The sequence below is a fragment of the Mycobacterium canetti CIPT 140010059 genome, assembly GCF_000253375.1.
In the GTDB taxonomy this organism is placed as follows: domain Bacteria; phylum Actinomycetota; class Actinomycetes; order Mycobacteriales; family Mycobacteriaceae; genus Mycobacterium; species Mycobacterium tuberculosis.
The window spans coordinates 2087010-2104923 of the sequence record NC_015848.1 but is presented as its reverse complement, the minus strand read 5'-3'; the positions used below and the strand labels follow the sequence as shown (position 1 = coordinate 2104923).

Here is a 17914-nt window from a genome sequence, read left to right as displayed (position 1 = left end):
GGTACGCGAATGCCGGCCGGCCGCGAGGGTGCGTGTCTGTACACCGACAGGCCGCAATTCGTGTACAACCGTGCACGTTCACGGCCCGGCTGGACGTCAAGCCAGGTTGGATCGGCGTGGATAAGCCACGCTTGGGTCGGTGAGCACGTTGACCACAGCGGGCAGGCCACTGGCAAAGGCCCGTTCCAGCGCCGGCCGAAGTTCAGCGGGCACCGACACCAGCTCGCCGTGGCCGCCCAGTGCGCGCACCACCTCGTCGTAGCGGGTTCCCGGGCGCAGTTCGGCCACCACCGAATAGCCGTACAACGCTTCCATCGGGTGCTTCTCCAAACCCCAGATGCCGTTGTTGCCGATCACTGACACGACCGCCACGTTGTGCCGAACCAGCGTGTCCCATTCCATGCCGCTGAACCCGAACGCGCCGTCGCCCTGCAAGAGCACGACCTGGCGCTGCGGCCGCGCCAGTTTGGCAGCCAGGGCGTAGCCGGGACCCGACCCCAGGCAGCCAAACGGACCGCTGTCCAGCCAACAGCCTGGCAGATAGCTGTCGATCATCCGGCCGGCGTACGACCCGAAATCGCCCGCATCGATAACGACTAGAGCATCCCGCTCCAGCAGCGCGGCCAGCTCGGCGTACACCCGCATCGGATGCAATGGGATCCGGTCATCGACCAGCTCGGCCTTCTCGAGATCACGCGCCATGGTCTCGGCCGTCGCGAGCTCCTCGATCCAGCCCTGGTGGTCGGTGCCGCCAGATCCGGCCAGCGCCGAAAGGGTGGCGGTCAGATCCCCATAGAGCCCCGCCGCGACTGGTCGCGGATGTTCGCGTGCGGGTTCGACGCGGTCTGCCACGATGAGCTGCGTTGTCGACCCGAATACCCCACCGAAGCCCAGACGGAAATCCATCGGCACACCGACGATCAGCGCGACATCAGCCTCCCCCAGCGCTTTTGACCGCGCCCGTGAGAAGGCCAACCGGTGATCGGCGGGCACCACGCCGCGCGCCATCCCGTTCATCAGCACCGGAATGTGCCGTTCCTCGACAAGACGCAGCAATGCCGCCTCCGCATGGCCCCACCAGACGTTGGTACCTGCCATGATGACCGGACGCTGGGCCGTCGAAAGCAGGCCCACCGCCCGGTCCAGGGCGTCGCCGGCTGGGGTGGGACCGGCCGGTAGCTCGGTGAGCGCGCCGGGGCGGCCATTGTCTGAGGACATGGAGAACGCGTGATCCATCGGGAAGTCGACGAATGCCACACCCGACGGCGCACTCACCGCCGCCTGCAACGCCTGATCGACCAGCAGGCCCGCGTTCTCGGCTGACTGCGCTGTAGCGGCGAAGCGGGCCACCGGCGCCACAAACGGCACGTGATCGATCTCCTGCAGGGAACCCATACCCCAGCGCAGCGCCGGCGCCCGGCCGCCGAGCACCACCAGTGGTGACTGGTTCTGCTGGGCCGCCGCCATCGCGCTCATCCCGTTGGTGATCCCCGGCCCCGCGGTGAGCGCGGCCACGCCCGGCACCCTGGTCACCTTCGACCAGCCTTCGGCGGCAAAGGCGGCGGTTTGTTCGTGGCGGGTGTCGATCAGGCGGATGCCCTCCTCACGGCAGCCGTCGTAGATGGAAAACAGGTGGCCGCCCGACAACGTGAAGACCGTGTCGATACCACTGGCTTTAAGTCGGCGCGCGATAAGCCGGCCAGCATGCATGGTCTGGGCCGGGGCGGTGTCGGTGCTCATATCGGCAGCCTATCGACAACCTTCGGGTACCTTCGCCCGAAGGATTTCTGTTTGTGAGGAGACGTCGACCTTGGGCCCGAAATTGTTTAAGCCGTCCATCGATTGGTCTAGAGCATTCCCGGATTCCGTGTATTGGGTCGGCAAAGCCTGGACGATCAGTGCCATCTGTGTGCTCGCGATATTGGTTCTGCTCAGGTATTTGACGCCCTGGGGCCGGCAGTTCTGGCGGATCACCCGCGCATACTTCGTTGGCCCCAACAGCGTTCGCGTGTGGCTGATGCTCGGCGTGTTGTTGCTTTCGGTAGTGCTGGCAGTGCGCCTGAATGTGCTATTCAGCTACCAAGGCAACGACATGTACACGGCCTTGCAGAAGGCCTTCGAGGGCATCGCCTCTGGCGATGGCACGGTCAAACGCTCAGGTGTGCGAGGATTTTGGATGTCGATCGGGGTTTTCAGCGTGATGGCCGTGCTGCACGTGACCCGGGTCATGGCCGACATCTACTTGACGCAGCGCTTCATCATCGCCTGGAGGGTCTGGCTAACCCACCACCTCACACAAGACTGGCTCGACGGCAGGGCCTACTACCGAGACCTGTTCATCGACGAAACGATCGACAACCCCGACCAGCGCATTCAGCAAGACGTCGATATCTTCACCGCCGGGGCAGGCGGCACTCCGAATGCTCCCTCCAACGGGACGGCCAGCACGCTGCTTTTCGGGGCCGTGCAGTCGATCATTTCGGTGATTTCTTTCACAGCGATCCTGTGGAATCTCTCGGGCACCCTGAATATCTTCGGCGTGTCCATCCCGCGCGCAATGTTCTGGACCGTGCTGGTCTATGTGTTCGTGGCCACGGTCATCTCGTTCATCATCGGGCGGCCCCTGATCTGGCTCAGCTTCCGCAATGAAAAGCTCAATGCCGCTTTCCGTTACGCGCTGGTTCGGCTACGCGACGCCGCCGAGGCGGTGGGTTTCTACCGCGGCGAGCGGGTGGAAGGTACCCAGCTACAGCGGCGGTTCACGCCGGTGATCGACAATTACCGTCGCTACGTTCGGCGCAGCATCGCATTCAATGGATGGAATCTGTCGGTGAGCCAGACAATTGTTCCGTTGCCGTGGGTCATCCAGGCGCCTCGATTATTCGCCGGGCAGATCGACTTCGGCGATGTCGGGCAGACGGCGACTTCCTTCGGCAACATTCACGACTCGTTGTCGTTCTTCCGCAACAACTACGACGCGTTTGCGTCCTTCCGCGCAGCAATCATCCGATTGCATGGGCTGGTCGACGCCAACGAGAAAGGCCGCGCCCTGCCCGCGGTCCTGACCCGACCGAGCGACGACGAGTCCGTCGAGCTCAACGACATCGAGGTGCGTACGCCTGCCGGCGATCGGTTGATCGACCCGCTCGATGTGCGGCTGGACCGCGGAGGCTCGCTGGTGATCACCGGGCGTTCTGGGGCCGGCAAGACCACGCTGCTGCGCAGTCTGGCGGAACTGTGGCCCTACGCATCGGGGACCCTGCACCGGCCGGGCGGCGAGAACGAGACGATGTTCTTGTCGCAGTTGCCGTATGTGCCGCTGGGGACGCTGCGTGACGTGGTGTGCTACCCCAACTCTGCGGCCGCCATCCCCGACGCCACCCTGCGGGACACGCTGACCAAGGTGGCGCTGGCCCCACTGTGTGACCGGCTGGACGAGGAACGCGACTGGGCCAAGGTGCTCTCCCCCGGTGAGCAGCAACGTGTTGCCTTTGCTCGCATCCTGCTCACCAAACCCAAGGCGGTCTTCCTCGACGAAAGTACCTCGGCGCTGGACACCGGGCTGGAGTTTGCGCTCTACCAATTGCTGCGCAGCGAGCTGCCGGACTGCATCGTGGTCAGCGTCAGCCATCGCCCCGCCCTCGAGCGGCTGCACGAAAACCAGCTCGAACTACTCGGTGGCGGCCAATGGCGGCTGGCCCCAGTCGAAAACGAACCGGTACGGGTGTAACCCGTGTGCGCGACTGCGACTCTCACGACGCTTTCAGGGCGTGTCGCGTCCCAGGATTCACAGTCGCGACGTGAGGTGACTATCACGCTTGGGCTACCGCGGCCGCCGCATGCGCTCCGGCGCGACGCCCGAAAAACGACCCCTCACCCAGCTGGGTCCCGCTGGCATATCCCTTGCCGTCCTGGGCGATATTGGACGCGCATGCCCCGACCGCGTACAGGCCGGCCACCACCGCGCCGTCGTCGCGCAGTACTTGACCGTCCACCGACGTGGCCAGCCCGCCCAGAGTGAATCCGGCATACATCGCCTTGCCCAGCGACATGTCGAACGCCCCCCACGGCCCGTTGTCTTGTGCTGCAAGGAATTCCGGCTGCTTGTGGAAATCGGGATCTGCGCCGCGCGCGGCGTAGGCGTTGTAGCGGTCCAGCGTCGCCGCCAGGTTGCCCGGTGGAATGCCAAGCGCGGCTTCCATTTCCACAACCGTTTCCCAGCCGTCGATCAACGGGACTAGCGGCATCTTGGGGTGCTCCAGGTGGGCTTCGTCGACGATCAAATACGCCGCGCTGTCTGGCTGTTCCATGATGAACCCAGCGGTCCTGGAATGGTAGGAGTCCTCGGCGACGAACCGCTGTCCGAGTTTGTTGACGATGATGCCGGTGAGCAAGATCGACGGCGGGTACGGCGGAGCCGTGATGAACATCTGGTCCATGTGTTGGGTGGCGCCGCCGGCTGATACACCCAGCCGGATGCCCAACCCGTCGTCGTAGGTGTTGCCCAGCACGAACGGCTTCTCGGCCAGTTTCGGAGTGTATTTGGCCACCATGTCCGGGTTCATCACGAATCCGCCGGCCGCGATGATTACCGACTTCGCTTTGATTGCACCGGTTTCGGAGAACCGCTTCCACATCACCCCGGTTACCTTGCCGGTCCCGTCCACGATGAGCTCGGTGGCGCCCGTCTCGTAGCGGATCTGTATCCCCAGGCTTGCGGCTCGCTTGAGCAGCAGGTCGATCACCATGGCGGCACCGCCGGTGTCGCCCGGCACGGGTACCTTGTGCCCGCGCGGTGCCGGCACCGCCAACTCCAGGAATGGCCACACCTTCTCATTTCCGGTGAACATCAAGCCCTCGGTGTTGGGTTGAATCACGGCCTTGCCGGGAAAGTAACTACGCTCGAACTGAAAACCCAGGCCCTCCAACCAGTTGAAATGCTCGACGCTGCCGTCGCAATAGGCGCGAATCTTGTCGTGATCGGGCTCTCGGGAGACCGCGACCAGGTACTTGTACATCTCCTCGGGTGAATCGGGATGACCGGTCGCCAGCTGCACCGTGGTTCCGCCCCCCAGGTAGAAGTGCCCCCCGGCAAGCGCGGTGGTGCCGCCCGCCGCGGCGGCACGTTCGAGCACCAGTACCCGGGCGCCGGCGGCGGCCGCGCTGACCGCCGCGCAACCGCCGGCGATGCCGAAACCAATCACCGTTACATCGACGTCATCCGACCAGGACGTCACGGTCTCCGCACTAACGGTGGCGGGTATGTCGGTGCTCATTGGCGCCGCTCCTCGTCATCGCTTCGTCCCCCGCAAGCGGGCGGTACCCCCACTGCATCGTCGCCGGCGCGGCTCATTGGCGCCGCTCATGTCGGCACTTGCACCTCCGCTTGCTTCGGCCAATGCGGCTTCGAGCCCCTGGTGTAGACCCGGCCCACAGTCCCGCAAAAGTCACTATAGATATTCTCTACACGAACCGACGATACTAACTCGAAGGGCATCTCTCCGAGATAGCTCAACGAGATACTCGCGACGACATCGCGGGCTTGCCCAGACTGCTACAGGTGTCGTGCGCAGAGCGGACATCGCGCATCCGAATCCGCTTCCGGACGCCTAACAAGCCGGTGAGAGCCGTTTCGGCGGCTTCTAGGTCCGGGGGTAACCCCTGCGATCTGTATCAGCGACAGAACGAGAAGGATGAGCGTCTCGCAGGACAGCCCAGCTTGCCAGGGGCCAGAAAGGGCTCAGATTGCATTTGCCACCACCGCAAGTGTCAGCACTGGTAGCCTTGAGTGAACACGTTCTAATTCCGGCTGGACACGCCGATTGCAGTAGCTTCAATGCTCGGCCAGCACGGCCACCAGCAGCCGTGTCTGGGCATCGAAAACCACTCCTGGATCGGTTAGCATGTCGGCCCCGTACTGACCGAATACCTCCAGGCTGATCGCGCCCACCACGCCCGCCCAGAGCAGAAAGCACTTTGTGACGACACGATCGTCGCCGGGAAAGCCAAACTCCTGCCGGATCTTTTCGAAGTCCGATGACATCGGCTGCGGCGCAACGTCATCGGTTAACCTGATGTCTCCGGTGGCGATTCCCGCGGCGATCGCGTCGAAGAACGCTCCGACCACGCGGGTGGCGACGCCCGCGGTACGGTCAGGCGGCGCGTGATAACCAGGAACCGGGCTACCGTATAGCAAGGCCCAGCGGGCGGGGTTAGTGACTGCCCAACCGCGCACCGCTCGAGCGATTGCGATGACGTCGTCACTCCACGAGTCGGCGACGGTGTCGTCGCGGGCTCGGTCCACGGTATCGGCCAGGTCGGAGTAGGCGTCGACGAGCAGCAAAGTCAACAGCTCATCACGACTGGACACATAGCGGTATACGGCCGAGGACACCATGCCCAGGTTGCGGGCAATTGCCCGAAGCGACAACCCGGCCGCGCCGTGATCCAGCAGCTGGCGACGGCCGAGTTCGACAATTTTCGCCTCGATCTGTTCCCTCGCATCCCGGCGTTTGCCCACGCGGCAAGTCTGACACAACCGAGATCACCGCTCTAGCAAACACACGGCGATCAACCTGGTGGCCGCTAACGGGGTGCTTGCTAAGCAAGGGGCGTCACGCCGAGATCCGCGTGAACCTGCTCGGACGTCGACCGCCAGGACACCGCCGCGGGAAAGCCGCCCCAGACGCTGTTGAAGATCCCGACGATCTGCGCGGGGCCGCCATCGGGGGCCAGGTAGACCGGGCCCCCCGAATCCCCCTTCTCACTGAGCACGCCGTGGGACATGGTGAACCAGCCGTTGTTGACGCTTTCGACGGTCCCACAGGTTTCGCCTGTGCTGACGCCGAAATGGCAGACCGCTTGGCCCGGGTGAACAACCACACCCGGTCTGGATTCCAGTGCACGCCCGCTCGGCAAAATGTTGCTTGCCGTGACGTCGTCAGCCAGCACAATCGCCTCGTAGTCGGCGATCAACTCGTGCGTGGCCACGGTGGAGCCGCTGGGTGTGTTGTCCCGGAAGGCCCTGAGATGGCCGATAACCTTGTAGTCCCGGCTGGTGACCGCTCCCCCGCCCCGACAATGCCCCGCGGTAAACGCGATTTTCAGAGCTGGGTCGACGTAGCCCAGGGTGCAGACGTGGTTGTCCTGACGGATTTCCATGCCGGGGAACACCAAGACCGGATCGGCACTGGCGGTCGCCGGCGAAAACCCGGCCGCCAATAGGGCGACCGTCGCTGCGAATGCGCGTGGTACCAGGCGGACCACCTTGAACTCCCATCCGTCGGGGCCAAGCGCATCGCCCGCCGCCGGTTACGGCTAAGGCGTACCAAAACCCGACGGTAATACTTTCGCAATGTCGGGTCGCGACGTTACCGAGACGTGACCAGGGAGGCGGCGGCATTGGATTTATCGATGGTGCGCGGTTCCCAGCCCGGCGGTCCGAAGACGTAGCCCAGCCGATCCCGCAGACGTGTTGCCGACCGCCAGTCACGCACGATCGCCACGTACTCGCGGGTCTGCAGCTTCCAGATGTTGAACGTGTCGACCCGCTTGGTCAGGCCATAATGCGGTCGGAATAGCTCCGGCTGAAAGCTACCGAACAGGCGGTCCCAGATGATGAGGATGCCGCCATAGTTCTTGTCCAGATACACTGGGTCCATTCCGTGGTGGACCCGGTGGTGCGACGGGGTATTGAAGACGAATTCGAACCACCGCGGCAGCCTGTCGATCCGCTCGGTGTGCACCCAGAACTGGTAGATCAAGTTCAGCGACCAACTGCAGAACACCATCCAAGGGGGAAGCCCCATCAGTGGCAGCGGAACCCACATGAGAATCTCGCCGCTGTTGTTCCACTTCTGGCGCAGCGCGGTGGCGAAGTTGAAGTATTCGCTGGAGTGATGCGCCTGGTGGGTAGCCCAGATCAGCCGAACTCGGTGGGCGATGCGGTGATAGGAGTAGTACAGCAGATCGACACCAACGATCGCGATCACCCAGGTGTACCACCGGTGGGCGGACAGCTGCCAGGGGGCAAGGTAGGCATAGATTGCGGCATAACCGAGCAGGGCAAGGGACTTCCAGCCGGCGGTGGTGGCTATCGAAACCAGCCCCATCGAGATGCTGGCCACCGAGTCGCGGGTGAGGTAAGCGCCCGAGGCGGGCCGTGGCTGCCCGGTAGCAGCGGTCTCGATGCTTTCCAGCTTGCGGGCCGCCGTCCATTCGAGAATCAGCAGCAATAGAAAACATGGAATGGCGAACAGTACCGGGTCCCGCATTTCCTCGGGCAGCGCTGAGAAGAATCCGGCGACGGCATCCACATCAGACAGGCTACGACTCGCATGCGTGACAGGTGACGACTTGACAGTGAAGCCGCTTGCCCGAAGGCCGTTGTTCCCTATCCAGTCGGCGCTGTTAGAGACTTTATGCCCTACCCGGGTCAGGTATATTTATCGCACACTTGGGCACATGACACACAAGCGCCAGAATCCCGGACCGAACCGAGCACCGTGGGTGGGCAGCCTCCATACAGCGATGACCTGATCGATCATCGGCCAGGGCGCCGGGCTTCCAACCGTGGCCGTCTCAGTACCCAGCCTCATTGACCCTTCGACGCATCCACTGCGCGTAAGTCGGCTCAACCCTTTCAAACCGCTGGATTACCGACCGCAGAAAGGGGGCAGGACATGATCACAAACCTCCGACGCCGAACCGCGATGGCAGCCGCCGGCCTAGGGGCTGCTCTCGGGCTGGGCATCCTGCTGGTTCCGACGGTGGACGCCCATCTCGCCAACGGTTCGATGTCGGAAGTCATGATGTCGGAAATTGCCGGGTTGCCTATCCCTCCGATTATCCATTACGGGGCGATTGCCTATGCCCCCAGCGGCGCGTCGGGCAAAGCGTGGCACCAGCGCACACCGGCGCGAGCAGAGCAAGTCGCACTAGAAAAGTGCGGTGACAAGACTTGCAAAGTGGTTAGTCGCTTCACCAGGTGCGGCGCGGTCGCCTACAACGGCTCGAAATACCAAGGCGGAACCGGACTCACGCGCCGCGCGGCAGAAGACGACGCCGTGAACCGACTCGAAGGCGGGCGGATCGTCAACTGGGCGTGCAACTAACAATCGCTAACCAGCGAGCCGAAGCCGAATGTGCCAGCGTACGCTGCTCTGACCCGGTATCCGCTACGCCGATGGCGATCCGCTCGATACTCCGCTGGCAGCCCGAGCGGGGGGTGTCCCCTACCCTGGCTGCCCCGGCTGACGGTATTCACCGGTATCCCATGATGCACTCAATCCCGATGCCTGCACCTTCTGTAAGCTCGCGACGGCTAACGGTGTTATCGGATGGCCCGGGCTCGAAGGAGGTTGGCACGTGTGAATGTTCCTGCCCGGTCGCCACGCGGCGGCGGCGTTACCCCAGAGTCGTCAGGTGTTTAGCCGTTGACCCGGGTGGTGGTGATCGGCTCCGGGTTCGCGGGCCTGTGGGCGGCGCTCGGTGCGGCCCGACGACTCGACGAGCTCGCCGTCCCAGCGGGCACGGTCGACGTCATGGTGGTGAGCAACAAACCGTTTCATGATATCCGGGTTCGCAACTATGAGGCTGATCTGAGCGCCTGCCGCATCCCGCTCGGCGACGTGCTCGGCCCTGCCGGCGTTGCGCATGTCACCGCCGAGGTGACCGCGATCGACGCCGACGGCCGCCGCGTCATCACGTCGACCGGTGCCTCATATAGCTATGACCGACTGGTCCTCGCGTCGGGCAGTCACGTGGTCAAACCCGCGTTGCCAGGACTGGCAGAGTTCGGTTTTGATGTCGACACGTACGACGGCGCGGTCAGGCTACAGCAGCATCTGCAAGGACTGGCCGGCGGGCCGCTGACATCGGCGGCGGCAACCGTCGTGGTCGTCGGTGCCGGGCTGACCGGTATCGAGACGGCCTGCGAGTTGCCGGGCCGACTGCACGCGTTGTTCGCCCGTGGTGATGGTGTCACCCCCCGCGTGGTACTCATCGACCACAACCCCTTCGTCGGCTCCGATATGGGTTTATCGGCGCGGCCGGTGATCGAACAGGCGCTGTTGGACAACGGCGTCGAGACCAGAACCGGCGTGAGCGTTGCCGCCGTCAGCCCGGGCGGTGTAACGCTGTCATCGGGGGAACGGCTGGCAGCGGCCACCGTGGTGTGGTGCGCCGGCATGCGGGCCAGCCGCCTGACCGAGCAGCTGCCGGTAGCCCGTGATCGGCTGGGACGCCTGCAAGTCGACGACTACCTGCGGGTGATCGGGGTGCCTGCGATGTTTGCTGCTGGCGATGTGGCCGCGGCCCGGATGGATGACGAGCACCTGTCGGTCATGTCGTGTCAGCATGGGCGCCCGATGGGCCGCTATGCCGGCTGCAACGTCATCAACGATCTGTTCGACCAACCGTTGCTGGCTCTTCGGATCCCTTGGTATGTCACGGTTCTCGATCTAGGATCGGCGGGCGCGGTGTACACCGAGGGATGGGAACGCAAAGTGGTATCGCAGGGCGCACCGGCCAAGACCACCAAGCAGTCAATCAATACCCGGCGGATCTACCCGCCGCTGAACGGCAGTCGGGCAGACTTGCTGGCTGCGGCCGCGCCGCGAGTACAGCCCCGCCCCTAGTGTCGTGGGTCATTCGGCCTGCGCGTGCTCACCGGCATACCAGTGCACAGCGTAAACGCCCGGCTGCAGCGACAGTTCCGCCACCAACCGCTCTAGCTTGGCCGGGGTATGGCCAACCATCAATAGGTGGGCCGTCAACGTGATGTTGTCGTCTCCGGCCGGCCCCGTGCGTATACCCCGCAGCGTGATGTCGTTGCTGCTGGTGCGCTGCACGATATGGGCACGTACATAGGTCTCTGCTTTGGGCCGACAAATCACCCGTACCTGGTAGGGCTGCAGCCCTTCGTCTTCGACGGCGTTGTCGCGGTCGACCAGCCGGCCAAGTGGGCGCCCCAGGAGATGGACAGCGACGATGGTTCCGGTGCCAATCAGGGTGAACACCAGATGCCCGGAGGCGGCCAGCACTCCGACCGCGGCCGAGCACCAAAGCGTGGCAGCCGTGTTCAGACCGCGGACGTTGAACCCCTCCCGCAGGATGACCCCGCCGCCCAGGAATCCAATTCCAGAAACCACGTAGGACGCCACTCGGGTGGGGCTGCTGTCCTCGGTGGCGACCGCGTACAGCACGAACAAGGTAGCACCGGTCGCCACCAGAGCGTTGGTGCGCAACCCAGCCATCCGCGCCCGCCACTGGCGCTCGAGCCCGATAATGGCCCCGCAACCCACTCCAACGGCCAGCCGGAGAGCGAAATCGGCGACAGTCAGCGTTTGCATGACGCCGAGTCCTTCCCGATCGCAAGACGGCCACGGCAGCCAACCACGCGCAGGTTAACAGCAGTTTGAGCCTAGGCGAACCGGGTGCATCGCAACCCCCTCGGACGCACCACACCACCGCGCACCACCGCGGTGATCAGGAAATGCGCCCCGCTAACTCGGGTGATGTTCCAGGTGTTCGGGGCAGTACGCGCCTGATGCGATGGCAGCGAACTTGGCCGCGCTGTCCATGGTCAGCCCGGGATTGTAGTCCCGCAGGTCCGCGACCAGCTGTAGACCTGTTACGCCGTTAGCACACAGCCCACACATCGCCTTGGCGGCCGTTATGGCGTGGCCTGGGTCAGCGTAGGTGATGCCGGCCTGGTCCAACGCGGCAAGGAAGGCGGCATCGTCGCCTGTTGGATCGGCTTTCCCGGGTGCGGCTAGGCCGATCATGGTGGCGGCGCTCAGCAGGAGCGCTACTAGCATTCTCATAGGTCTGCATTGTCCCATCGTGCGTTGTAATTGCATCGCGTCCTGCGGCAGATCTGCTGCGAGGGCCCGACATACTTTTCGAGTCAAAATTCGGCCATCAGTACAGCAAAGCCCTTACCTACCAATGACATTGACCGCGGTCGAAGGTGACCCGCCGGACGCGGATGTCAAGACGTGACGAATCTCACGGCCACATGGCAATGGTCTAAGCCTGGATTTCCAATGCGCTTTGCTTCAGCCGGTAATCACCTCCAGTATCAGTGTGGATTTCGAATCACGTTGAGTGTGAACCCAACTGAGTATCGGGCAAGGCAACCTTGGGTTTGTCGCCGTTCGACACGTGTACCGCGTGGATGCCGGGCTGTTTCGACAATCGATCCAGCAGGCCATCAAGATCGGCCTTATCGACATTCCAGTGTCGCACTGCGTCCGGTTGCTTTTGTAGCTGCGCGATGACAGCCTCCAGCTTGACCGGCTCAGCGCTGGGCGTTCCCCCATTGGCGCGGGCCCGGGCGCCACTGCCCGTGTAGATGGCGGGGGCGGCGGCACCGAGGGCACCTCCGGTCATGCTCCCCAGAGCCATCTGACCGAGCAGGTTTGCTGGGATCTGTGTCGCGGGGGCCGCAGCCAGGCTGGTGGCCGGCAATGTGTTGGCAACTAGCCTGACCGCCGGGGTAGCTGAGGCCCAACTGGGCGGTACCGACAGGTCTCCCACCAGGTTCGCCTGACCCAGACCCGCCGATGCGGCGTGGGCCAGGCCCGCGCTAAGCCCTGACCGCAGGCCAAGTCCGGCACCCAACGACGATTTGGGGATCTCGGGCGCCGGCGGGGGTTGCCAGAACACCTTGAACTCCGTCATTCCCAGGTTGGGCGCGCTCATGGCGTCGTTGGCCCACGTGCTGAACTTGGTGACGTTGGCTGCGGTGACAAACAAGTTCTGATAGGTCGTTGCGCCCGTCGGCCCGAAGATGGCGTTAATGAGTTGGCCCATGAGTTGGGTGTATTGGGTGCTGAGTGTGGCCAGGCCCTGCAGCAGGGTCGGGATGATGTCGAACGGAAACTGCGCCGCTGCACTCGAAAGCGCGGTTGTCACCGCATTGGTGCCGCTCGCTAGGGCGGTCGCTTGCCCCGTTGCGGCCGCCTGGCCGGCAAGTCCGGACGGGTTGGTGGTCTGCGGCGGTACAGTGAACGGGGTCAGCCGCGAGGCGGTCGCCGAGGAGCTGGCATAGCCGAACATCGCCATGGTGTCCTGGGCCCACATTTCGCCGTATTCGGCTTCGGTGGCTGCGATCGCGGCGGTGTTTTGTCCGAAAATGTTGGTCGCCACCAGCGATATGAGCTGGCTGCGGTTGGCCGCAATCTGCGGCGGTGGCACCACCGCCGCGAACGCGGTTTCGTAGGCGACCACCGCGGCTCTGGCCTGGTCAGCGGCCGCCTTGGCCTGTGCCGAGGTACCCGACATCCAGGTCACATATGGTGCGGCCGCAGCGGCCATACCGGCCGACGACGGACCCAACCATGACTCACTCGCCATGCCCTCGACGATCGAGGCGTAGGAGGCCGCCATGGACTGCAATTCGGCCGCCAACCCATCCCAGGCCACTGCCGCAGCCAACATCGGACCGGCGCCCGGACCTAGGTACATCTCCCCGGAGGTGATCTCCGGTGGCTGCAATCCGAAATCCATTGCCACACCTTTCCTCAACCGGCCGCTAACTGGCTGGCCGCCAGCCACCGGCCACAGTGGCGATGACACCGTCCTTCTCCCCCCTCCGGTGGGGGCTAACGCCCAGTTCAAGTGCCATCTCGAAAGTCCTGTCAGTCCGCGGGTATGACGATGATGGTGGTCGTGCTGGCGACGTCTTCGGTGACGGAACCGCCTGCGACGCGAGCAGCTCCGGCACCAGAGCGCACCGCGGTTCCTGCCAGCGCGCGTCCGGCCAGACTCGACAGGGCCATCTCGCCGAACAAGGCACCTGGTGCCTCGGCGGCCAGGGCGGGGGCGGCGCCGGTGCCCGGCAATACCGATGCGACCGCCCTCATCACCGGTGCGGCCTCGGCCCAGCCCTGCGGGACCGAGAGCGACCCGACGTAGATCGCACGGGCGATGCCCCCTGTGGCCCCACCACCGAGAGGCGTGATATCTGCGATATACCCGCCCCGTAGCGGCGCCAATGGCGACAACGCGCCGGCGGCGGCTTTCGGGCCCAGTAGGGCGGCCACACCTGGGGCGTTTTGGGCTAGGCCGAGGATCTGGCCGAACGTCAGCCACCAGCCGCCAGGTATAGCGCCCAGCCCGATGATGCTGTACGGCCCAGTGAGGTTCGCCAAGATAGTGGTGATGCTTTGCAGGACGGTGTCCCAACCAGCGCTGGCCGACGTCGCGGTCGCTGTTGTCGCCAGGCTTTGCAAGGTGCTGGGTAGCAGGCTGATCAACTGGGACAGCTGCGCTGTGATGTCAGAGCTGGCCGCGGCGCCGGCGGCCTGGGCGACGACGGCTGATTGAGCGGCCGTTGCCGACGGATTGGTCGTTTGCGGCGGCTCGCTGAACGGCGCCAACTGCGACGCAGTGGCCGACGAGCCGGCATAGCCATACATCGCGGCCGCATCTTGCGCCCACATCTCCGCGTAGTGGGCCTCGGTGGCCGCGATCGCCGGTGTGTTCTGCCCGAAGATGTTCGTGGCGACCAGCGACATTAACAAAGCGCGGTTGGCCTCGATTACCGGTGGCGGCACCGTTGCCGCAAATGCCGTCTCATAAACGCCCGCAGCGATCTTGGCCTGGGCCCCTGCCTGTTCGGCCTGGCCGGCGGTGACGCTAATCCACGCCACATATGGAGCGACCGCGGCGGCCATCGTGATCGAGGAGGGACCCATCCACGGTGCTACGGTGAGGCCCTCAATCGTCGAGCCATAGGACGCCGCCGCGGAGTACAACTCGGCGGCTAGCGCGTCCCAGGCCGCTGCGGCGGCCAGCAACGGTCCGGATCCCGGACCCGCGTACATTCGCCCCGAATTAATCTCCGGTGGTAGCGCCCCGAAATCCAACATCCCTGACCTCCGGTCCCCTCGATGGCCGCCATGCTAATCACGCTCGCGTAGTTCTGCCCACCAACTGGTCAAGCTCTTATGAACTTCACCAGATATCCCAATGTCTACGTCCTGCCGATCCCATCTATTTGCGCTGCTGCACGGGTGCTTCGCCCGAGAAATTTCCGCTTATTGAGCCTGGCCCGCCTGCGCTGGTGAACGCGCTAAACGGAAATGACTTCGCGCGACCAACTCCGGTATTCGCAGAGAAAAGCACTGTCGGCTATTCGGCTGCGCCATCGTGACCCTGGCGCTTTCCAGGGAACCCACCCCCTACGGGATCACCCGGCGGCGGGCGGTCGTGCGACGAAGTTGGGGCGGAAGCCATACTGGGGCACGGCACGCCCGAAGCCTTGACCGCCCATGGTGCCGAAAGGCATTCCGGGCATGCCGGCCGCCACTGCTGGGGGCGGTGCCACCATCGGTGTGCCTCCCAACGCGGAGCCCAAGGGGCTGGCTAGTGGTGCGGCCGCCGTCCAGCTCGGCGGCACCGACAAGGTTCCGACGGTGGCCGCGTTGCCCAGGCCGGCCGCGACAGTGCCGCCTAGCCCGCCCGCTGAGCCAAGCGGCGCCACCAGCGCGCCACCGAGCCCGCCACTGGTGGCCTCTCCCAACACATCCCCGGCCGCATCCGCAGCTGCCACGCCGCCGAGTAGACCCAAAAAGGGCGCAATCGTGTTACTCGGCAAGAACAGTCCGGACGAAGCTATCGTGTTCCAGAAATTGGAGTTGGGGTCCAGTAACGCCCAGAGTTTGTCGAGCCAGGAAGATCCAGACCCGAGAATGCCCAGCAATCCGGACGGCCCCGACGCGGACGTGGCTGCAGTCGATGACGAAAGTCCTTGCAGTACAGACGGTATGGCGGCGATCAGCTGCGACAGCGTCGTTTGCTGAGCACCAGCCGAGGCGCCGGTGGCGTGGGCAATCGCAGCCGACTGGGCCGCCAGGCCGGACGCGTTGGTAGTCTGCACCGGCTCGGTGAACGGGGTCAGCTGGGTAGCGGCTGCCGAGGCGCCGGCGTAGCCGTACATGGCCATCGCGTCCTGGGACCACATTTCGGCGTACTGGGCCTCGGTGGCCGCGATCGCGGGGGCGTTTTGGCCTAGCACATTGGTGGCGATCAGCGCCATGAGCTGGGCGCGGTTGGCCTCGATGACCGGCGGGGGCACCGTTGCTGCGAACGCGGCTTCGTACGCTGCAGCGGCAGCCTCCGCCTGTGCCCCGGCCTGCTCGGCCCGGACGGCGGTGACGCTCATCCAGGCCACGTAGGGGGCGGCCGCGGCTGTCATCGATGCCGACGCCGGACCGTGCCATTCTTCACCGGTCAGCGTCGAAAGCACCGAGCTGTATGACAGTGCGCTGGCGCGCAGTTCTGCGGACAAGCCGTGCCAGGCTGACGCTGCGGCCAGCATCGGGGCCGAGCCCGCGCCGGAATACATACGCGCCGAGTTGATTTCGGGCGGTAACGTGGCGAAGTCAAGTGCGGCAGTCATCGTTGATCTCCTCGTTAGCTCACAGCAATGATGTTGGCGGCTTCGGTAGCCGCGTAAGAATCCGCGCTGGCGCCCAACATCGCGACGAACGCCTCATTCATGGCGATCGCCTGGGCGCCGACCGCTTGGTACATGGCGGCATGGAAGTTGAATTGTGTTGCAGTCAAAGCTGATACTTCGTCAGCGGCCGCCGGGGCCAATTCGGCAGTTGCCGGTGCCGCGACCGCATTCCGCGCGGCTATCACCGATCCAACATGGCGCAACTGACCGGCCGCGATGGCCAGCGCATCTGGACAGACAAGAACAAACGCCATGGGTCTTCTCCTGACAGACGACCGAACCCGGAGGCCTATGACCGCTTCTGTCGTGGCTACTTCCCGTGAACGTCAATCACACATGGCCGCGAAGTAACGAGCTTGCGAAATAACGGATTTCGAACAGGAAGGCCGATTCAGAGTGCGAAAACGGCGCCGGGGTCGGATCGGAACGAAACGGTCGTCGATCTCGGATACGGACTATCGCCGGGACTCATTTCGCTCTCACCTCCTCACGGCCAGGGCACACGGGGATGCCGATGCACAGCACAAAGGGATGACAGCCCAGCAGACCACCGAACTCGGCACCCCTCTCGTCAGAGCTTTGGCACCACACGGCGTATCCGGCCGGTCCAGCCGGAAGCCACTTGGGCTCAACCCTTAAGCCGGGAAGAGCTGTCCTGACCCTGGGCGTCTTTCGACGTTCGAGGTCAGTGGCCTATATCCGCGCAGACGCCTCACCTAGCGAGGTGCTTGCAAGGGTAATCGTGACACTCGTAGCGACGCGCGTCAACCCAACGGCTTGACTCATCCGATGCCCCGGAGGCTATCAAGATCGGCTGTTAGCCAGCGAGCAGACAACGCCGGTCAGCAGACGACCTTCAGGTCCAGCGCAACCCGAACACCCTGAGACGGGAAGTTAGCGCAGCCGTAACGTATTGGAATAACGCGGTAACCGGTTGCGCCGCAAGAGAAGCGCAATTCCGGGAGAATCGTTGTCTATGAGAGCTGTGTCAACGCTACTCAGCATTCCGTTGATGATCGGCTTGGCGGTTCCGGCCCACGCGGGGCCCAGCGGTGACGACGCGGTCTTTCTTGCCTCGCTAGAGCGGGCAGGCATTACCTACAGCCACCCGGATCAAGCCATAGCATCGGGCAAGGCCGTATGCGCGTTAGTCGAAAGCGGCGAATCGGGTCTTCAGGTCGTCAACGAGCTGCGGACCCGCAATCCCGGGTTTTCGATGGACGGTTGTTGCAAGTTCGCTGCGATCTCCGCGCATGTCTATTGCCCCCACCAGATCACTAAAACCAGCGTCAGCGCGAAATAGTTTGGGCTAGAGAGTAATCAGTGGATTGACCCCGCTTGGGGTGACACGGGGTTCACATCGTTGCCAGTGAATCTGGTGAATGCACCCCATAGCGGGTCCGCAAAACTGTAACGTTGGCGTCGGTTCCAAAATTCCTTTGGCGG

General features: G+C 64.2%; 15 protein-coding genes, 2 pseudogenes and 1 riboswitch. Of the genes and pseudogenes, 4 read left to right on the top strand and 13 right to left on the bottom strand.

Going from position 1 to position 17914, the window contains the following annotated elements; translation table 11 throughout:
- Positions 1–96: 96 nt before the first annotated feature.
- Positions 97–1740, bottom strand: coding sequence for an acetolactate synthase (locus tag MCAN_RS09590; protein WP_014000962.1), 1644 nt, complete (start codon positions 1738–1740; stop codon positions 97–99).
- A 70-nt stretch (positions 1741–1810) separates the two neighbouring features.
- Between MCAN_RS09590 and bacA the strand changes: the two genes are divergently transcribed.
- Positions 1811–3730 (top strand): vitamin B12 ABC transporter ATP-binding protein BacA, encoded by a 1920-nt coding sequence (gene bacA / locus MCAN_RS09585; RefSeq protein WP_015288169.1) that lies wholly within the window; start codon positions 1811–1813, stop codon positions 3728–3730.
- Positions 3731–3812: 82 nt separating this feature from the next.
- Here bacA and MCAN_RS09580 read toward each other — a convergent pair whose 3' ends face one another.
- The 6 genes and pseudogenes from MCAN_RS09580 to MCAN_RS09565 all read right to left on the bottom strand — a co-directional run bounded on the left by MCAN_RS09580 (position 3813) and on the right by MCAN_RS09565 (position 8315).
- Positions 3813–5276, bottom strand: a complete 1464-nt coding sequence (locus MCAN_RS09580) for an FAD-binding protein (RefSeq protein WP_014000960.1) — start codon at positions 5274–5276, stop codon at positions 3813–3815.
- Positions 5273–5347, bottom strand: a pseudogene (locus MCAN_RS22400) (16S rRNA (guanine(966)-N(2))-methyltransferase RsmD); the annotation flags it as partial. The pseudogene MCAN_RS22400 and the gene MCAN_RS09580, both read right to left, overlap by 4 nt.
- A 70-nt stretch (positions 5348–5417) precedes the next feature.
- A pseudogene (locus tag MCAN_RS23545) lies at positions 5418–5695 on the bottom strand (VOC family protein); the annotation flags it as partial.
- Between the two features lie 138 nt (positions 5696–5833).
- Positions 5834–6520 (bottom strand): TetR/AcrR family transcriptional regulator, encoded by a 687-nt coding sequence (locus MCAN_RS09575; RefSeq protein WP_003899034.1) that lies wholly within the window; start codon positions 6518–6520, stop codon positions 5834–5836.
- 80 nt (positions 6521–6600) lie between these two features.
- The gene (locus tag MCAN_RS09570; RefSeq protein WP_014000959.1) at positions 6601–7266 is read right to left on the bottom strand and encodes an Rv1815 family serine proteinase; all 666 of its coding nucleotides are present in this window, start codon (positions 7264–7266) and stop codon (positions 6601–6603) included.
- Positions 7267–7370: 104 nt separating this feature from the next.
- Positions 7371–8315 (bottom strand): sterol desaturase family protein, encoded by a 945-nt coding sequence (locus MCAN_RS09565; RefSeq protein WP_003899033.1) that lies wholly within the window; start codon positions 8313–8315, stop codon positions 7371–7373.
- Between the two features lie 366 nt (positions 8316–8681).
- On the opposite strand from MCAN_RS09565, the gene MCAN_RS09560 reads away from it, so the two are divergent.
- Positions 8682–9113, top strand: a complete 432-nt coding sequence (locus tag MCAN_RS09560) for a DUF4189 domain-containing protein (RefSeq protein ID WP_003409199.1) — start codon at positions 8682–8684, stop codon at positions 9111–9113.
- Positions 9114–9434: 321 nt separating this feature from the next.
- A complete protein-coding gene (locus tag MCAN_RS09555) occupies positions 9435–10637 on the top strand; it encodes an NAD(P)/FAD-dependent oxidoreductase (protein WP_014000958.1) in 1203 nt (400 codons plus the stop codon).
- Positions 10638–10646: 9 nt separating this feature from the next.
- On the opposite strand, the gene MCAN_RS09550 is transcribed toward MCAN_RS09555, so the two are convergent.
- The 6 genes from MCAN_RS09550 to MCAN_RS09525 all read right to left on the bottom strand — a co-directional run bounded on the left by MCAN_RS09550 (position 10647) and on the right by MCAN_RS09525 (position 16722).
- Positions 10647–11351, bottom strand: coding sequence for an MgtC/SapB family protein (locus MCAN_RS09550; RefSeq protein ID WP_003899032.1), 705 nt, complete (start codon positions 11349–11351; stop codon positions 10647–10649).
- 153 nt (positions 11352–11504) lie between these two features.
- Positions 11505–11825 carry a DUF732 domain-containing protein gene (locus MCAN_RS09545; protein WP_015288168.1) on the bottom strand — a complete coding sequence of 107 codons (321 nt, stop codon included), beginning with the start codon at positions 11823–11825 and terminating at the stop codon, positions 11505–11507.
- Positions 11826–12099: 274 nt separating this feature from the next.
- Positions 12100–13512, bottom strand: a complete 1413-nt coding sequence (locus MCAN_RS09540; protein WP_014000957.1) for a PPE family protein — start codon at positions 13510–13512, stop codon at positions 12100–12102.
- A gap of 131 nt (positions 13513–13643) precedes the next feature.
- The gene (locus tag MCAN_RS09535; protein ID WP_003901258.1) at positions 13644–14873 is read right to left on the bottom strand and encodes a PPE family protein; all 1230 of its coding nucleotides are present in this window, start codon (positions 14871–14873) and stop codon (positions 13644–13646) included.
- A 323-nt stretch (positions 14874–15196) separates the two neighbouring features.
- Entirely contained in the window at positions 15197–16408 is a 1212-nt protein-coding gene (locus MCAN_RS09530) for a PPE family protein (protein ID WP_003409179.1), read from the bottom strand.
- A gap of 14 nt (positions 16409–16422) precedes the next feature.
- Positions 16423–16722, bottom strand: a complete 300-nt coding sequence (locus MCAN_RS09525; protein WP_003900412.1) for a PE family protein — start codon at positions 16720–16722, stop codon at positions 16423–16425.
- A 302-nt stretch (positions 16723–17024) separates the two neighbouring features.
- A riboswitch (M-box (ykoK) riboswitch) is annotated at positions 17025–17199 on the bottom strand.
- A gap of 245 nt (positions 17200–17444) precedes the next feature.
- Here MCAN_RS09525 and MCAN_RS09515 point away from each other — a divergent pair.
- Complete coding sequence (locus tag MCAN_RS09515) at positions 17445–17771, top strand: DUF732 domain-containing protein (RefSeq protein ID WP_014000956.1); 327 nt, start codon at positions 17445–17447, stop codon at positions 17769–17771.
- Positions 17772–17914 lie beyond the last annotated feature (143 nt).

Coding starts and splice junctions, on each gene's coding strand:
- MCAN_RS09545 (WP_015288168.1), bottom strand. CDS start 11,825: ATGAGAATGCTAGTAGCGCTCCTGCTGAGCGCCGCCACCATGATCGGC.
- MCAN_RS09550 (WP_003899032.1), bottom strand. CDS start 11,351: ATGCAAACGCTGACTGTCGCCGATTTCGCTCTCCGGCTGGCCGTTGGA.
- MCAN_RS09540 (WP_014000957.1), bottom strand. CDS start 13,512: ATGGATTTCGGATTGCAGCCACCGGAGATCACCTCCGGGGAGATGTAC.
- MCAN_RS09580 (WP_014000960.1), bottom strand. CDS start 5,276: ATGAGCACCGACATACCCGCCACCGTTAGTGCGGAGACCGTGACGTCC.
- MCAN_RS09515 (WP_014000956.1), top strand. CDS start 17,445: ATGAGAGCTGTGTCAACGCTACTCAGCATTCCGTTGATGATCGGCTTG.
- MCAN_RS09560 (WP_003409199.1), top strand. CDS start 8,682: ATGATCACAAACCTCCGACGCCGAACCGCGATGGCAGCCGCCGGCCTA.
- MCAN_RS09530 (WP_003409179.1), bottom strand. CDS start 16,408: ATGACTGCCGCACTTGACTTCGCCACGTTACCGCCCGAAATCAACTCG.
- MCAN_RS09590 (WP_014000962.1), bottom strand. CDS start 1,740: ATGAGCACCGACACCGCCCCGGCCCAGACCATGCATGCTGGCCGGCTT.
- MCAN_RS09525 (WP_003900412.1), bottom strand. CDS start 16,722: ATGGCGTTTGTTCTTGTCTGTCCAGATGCGCTGGCCATCGCGGCCGGT.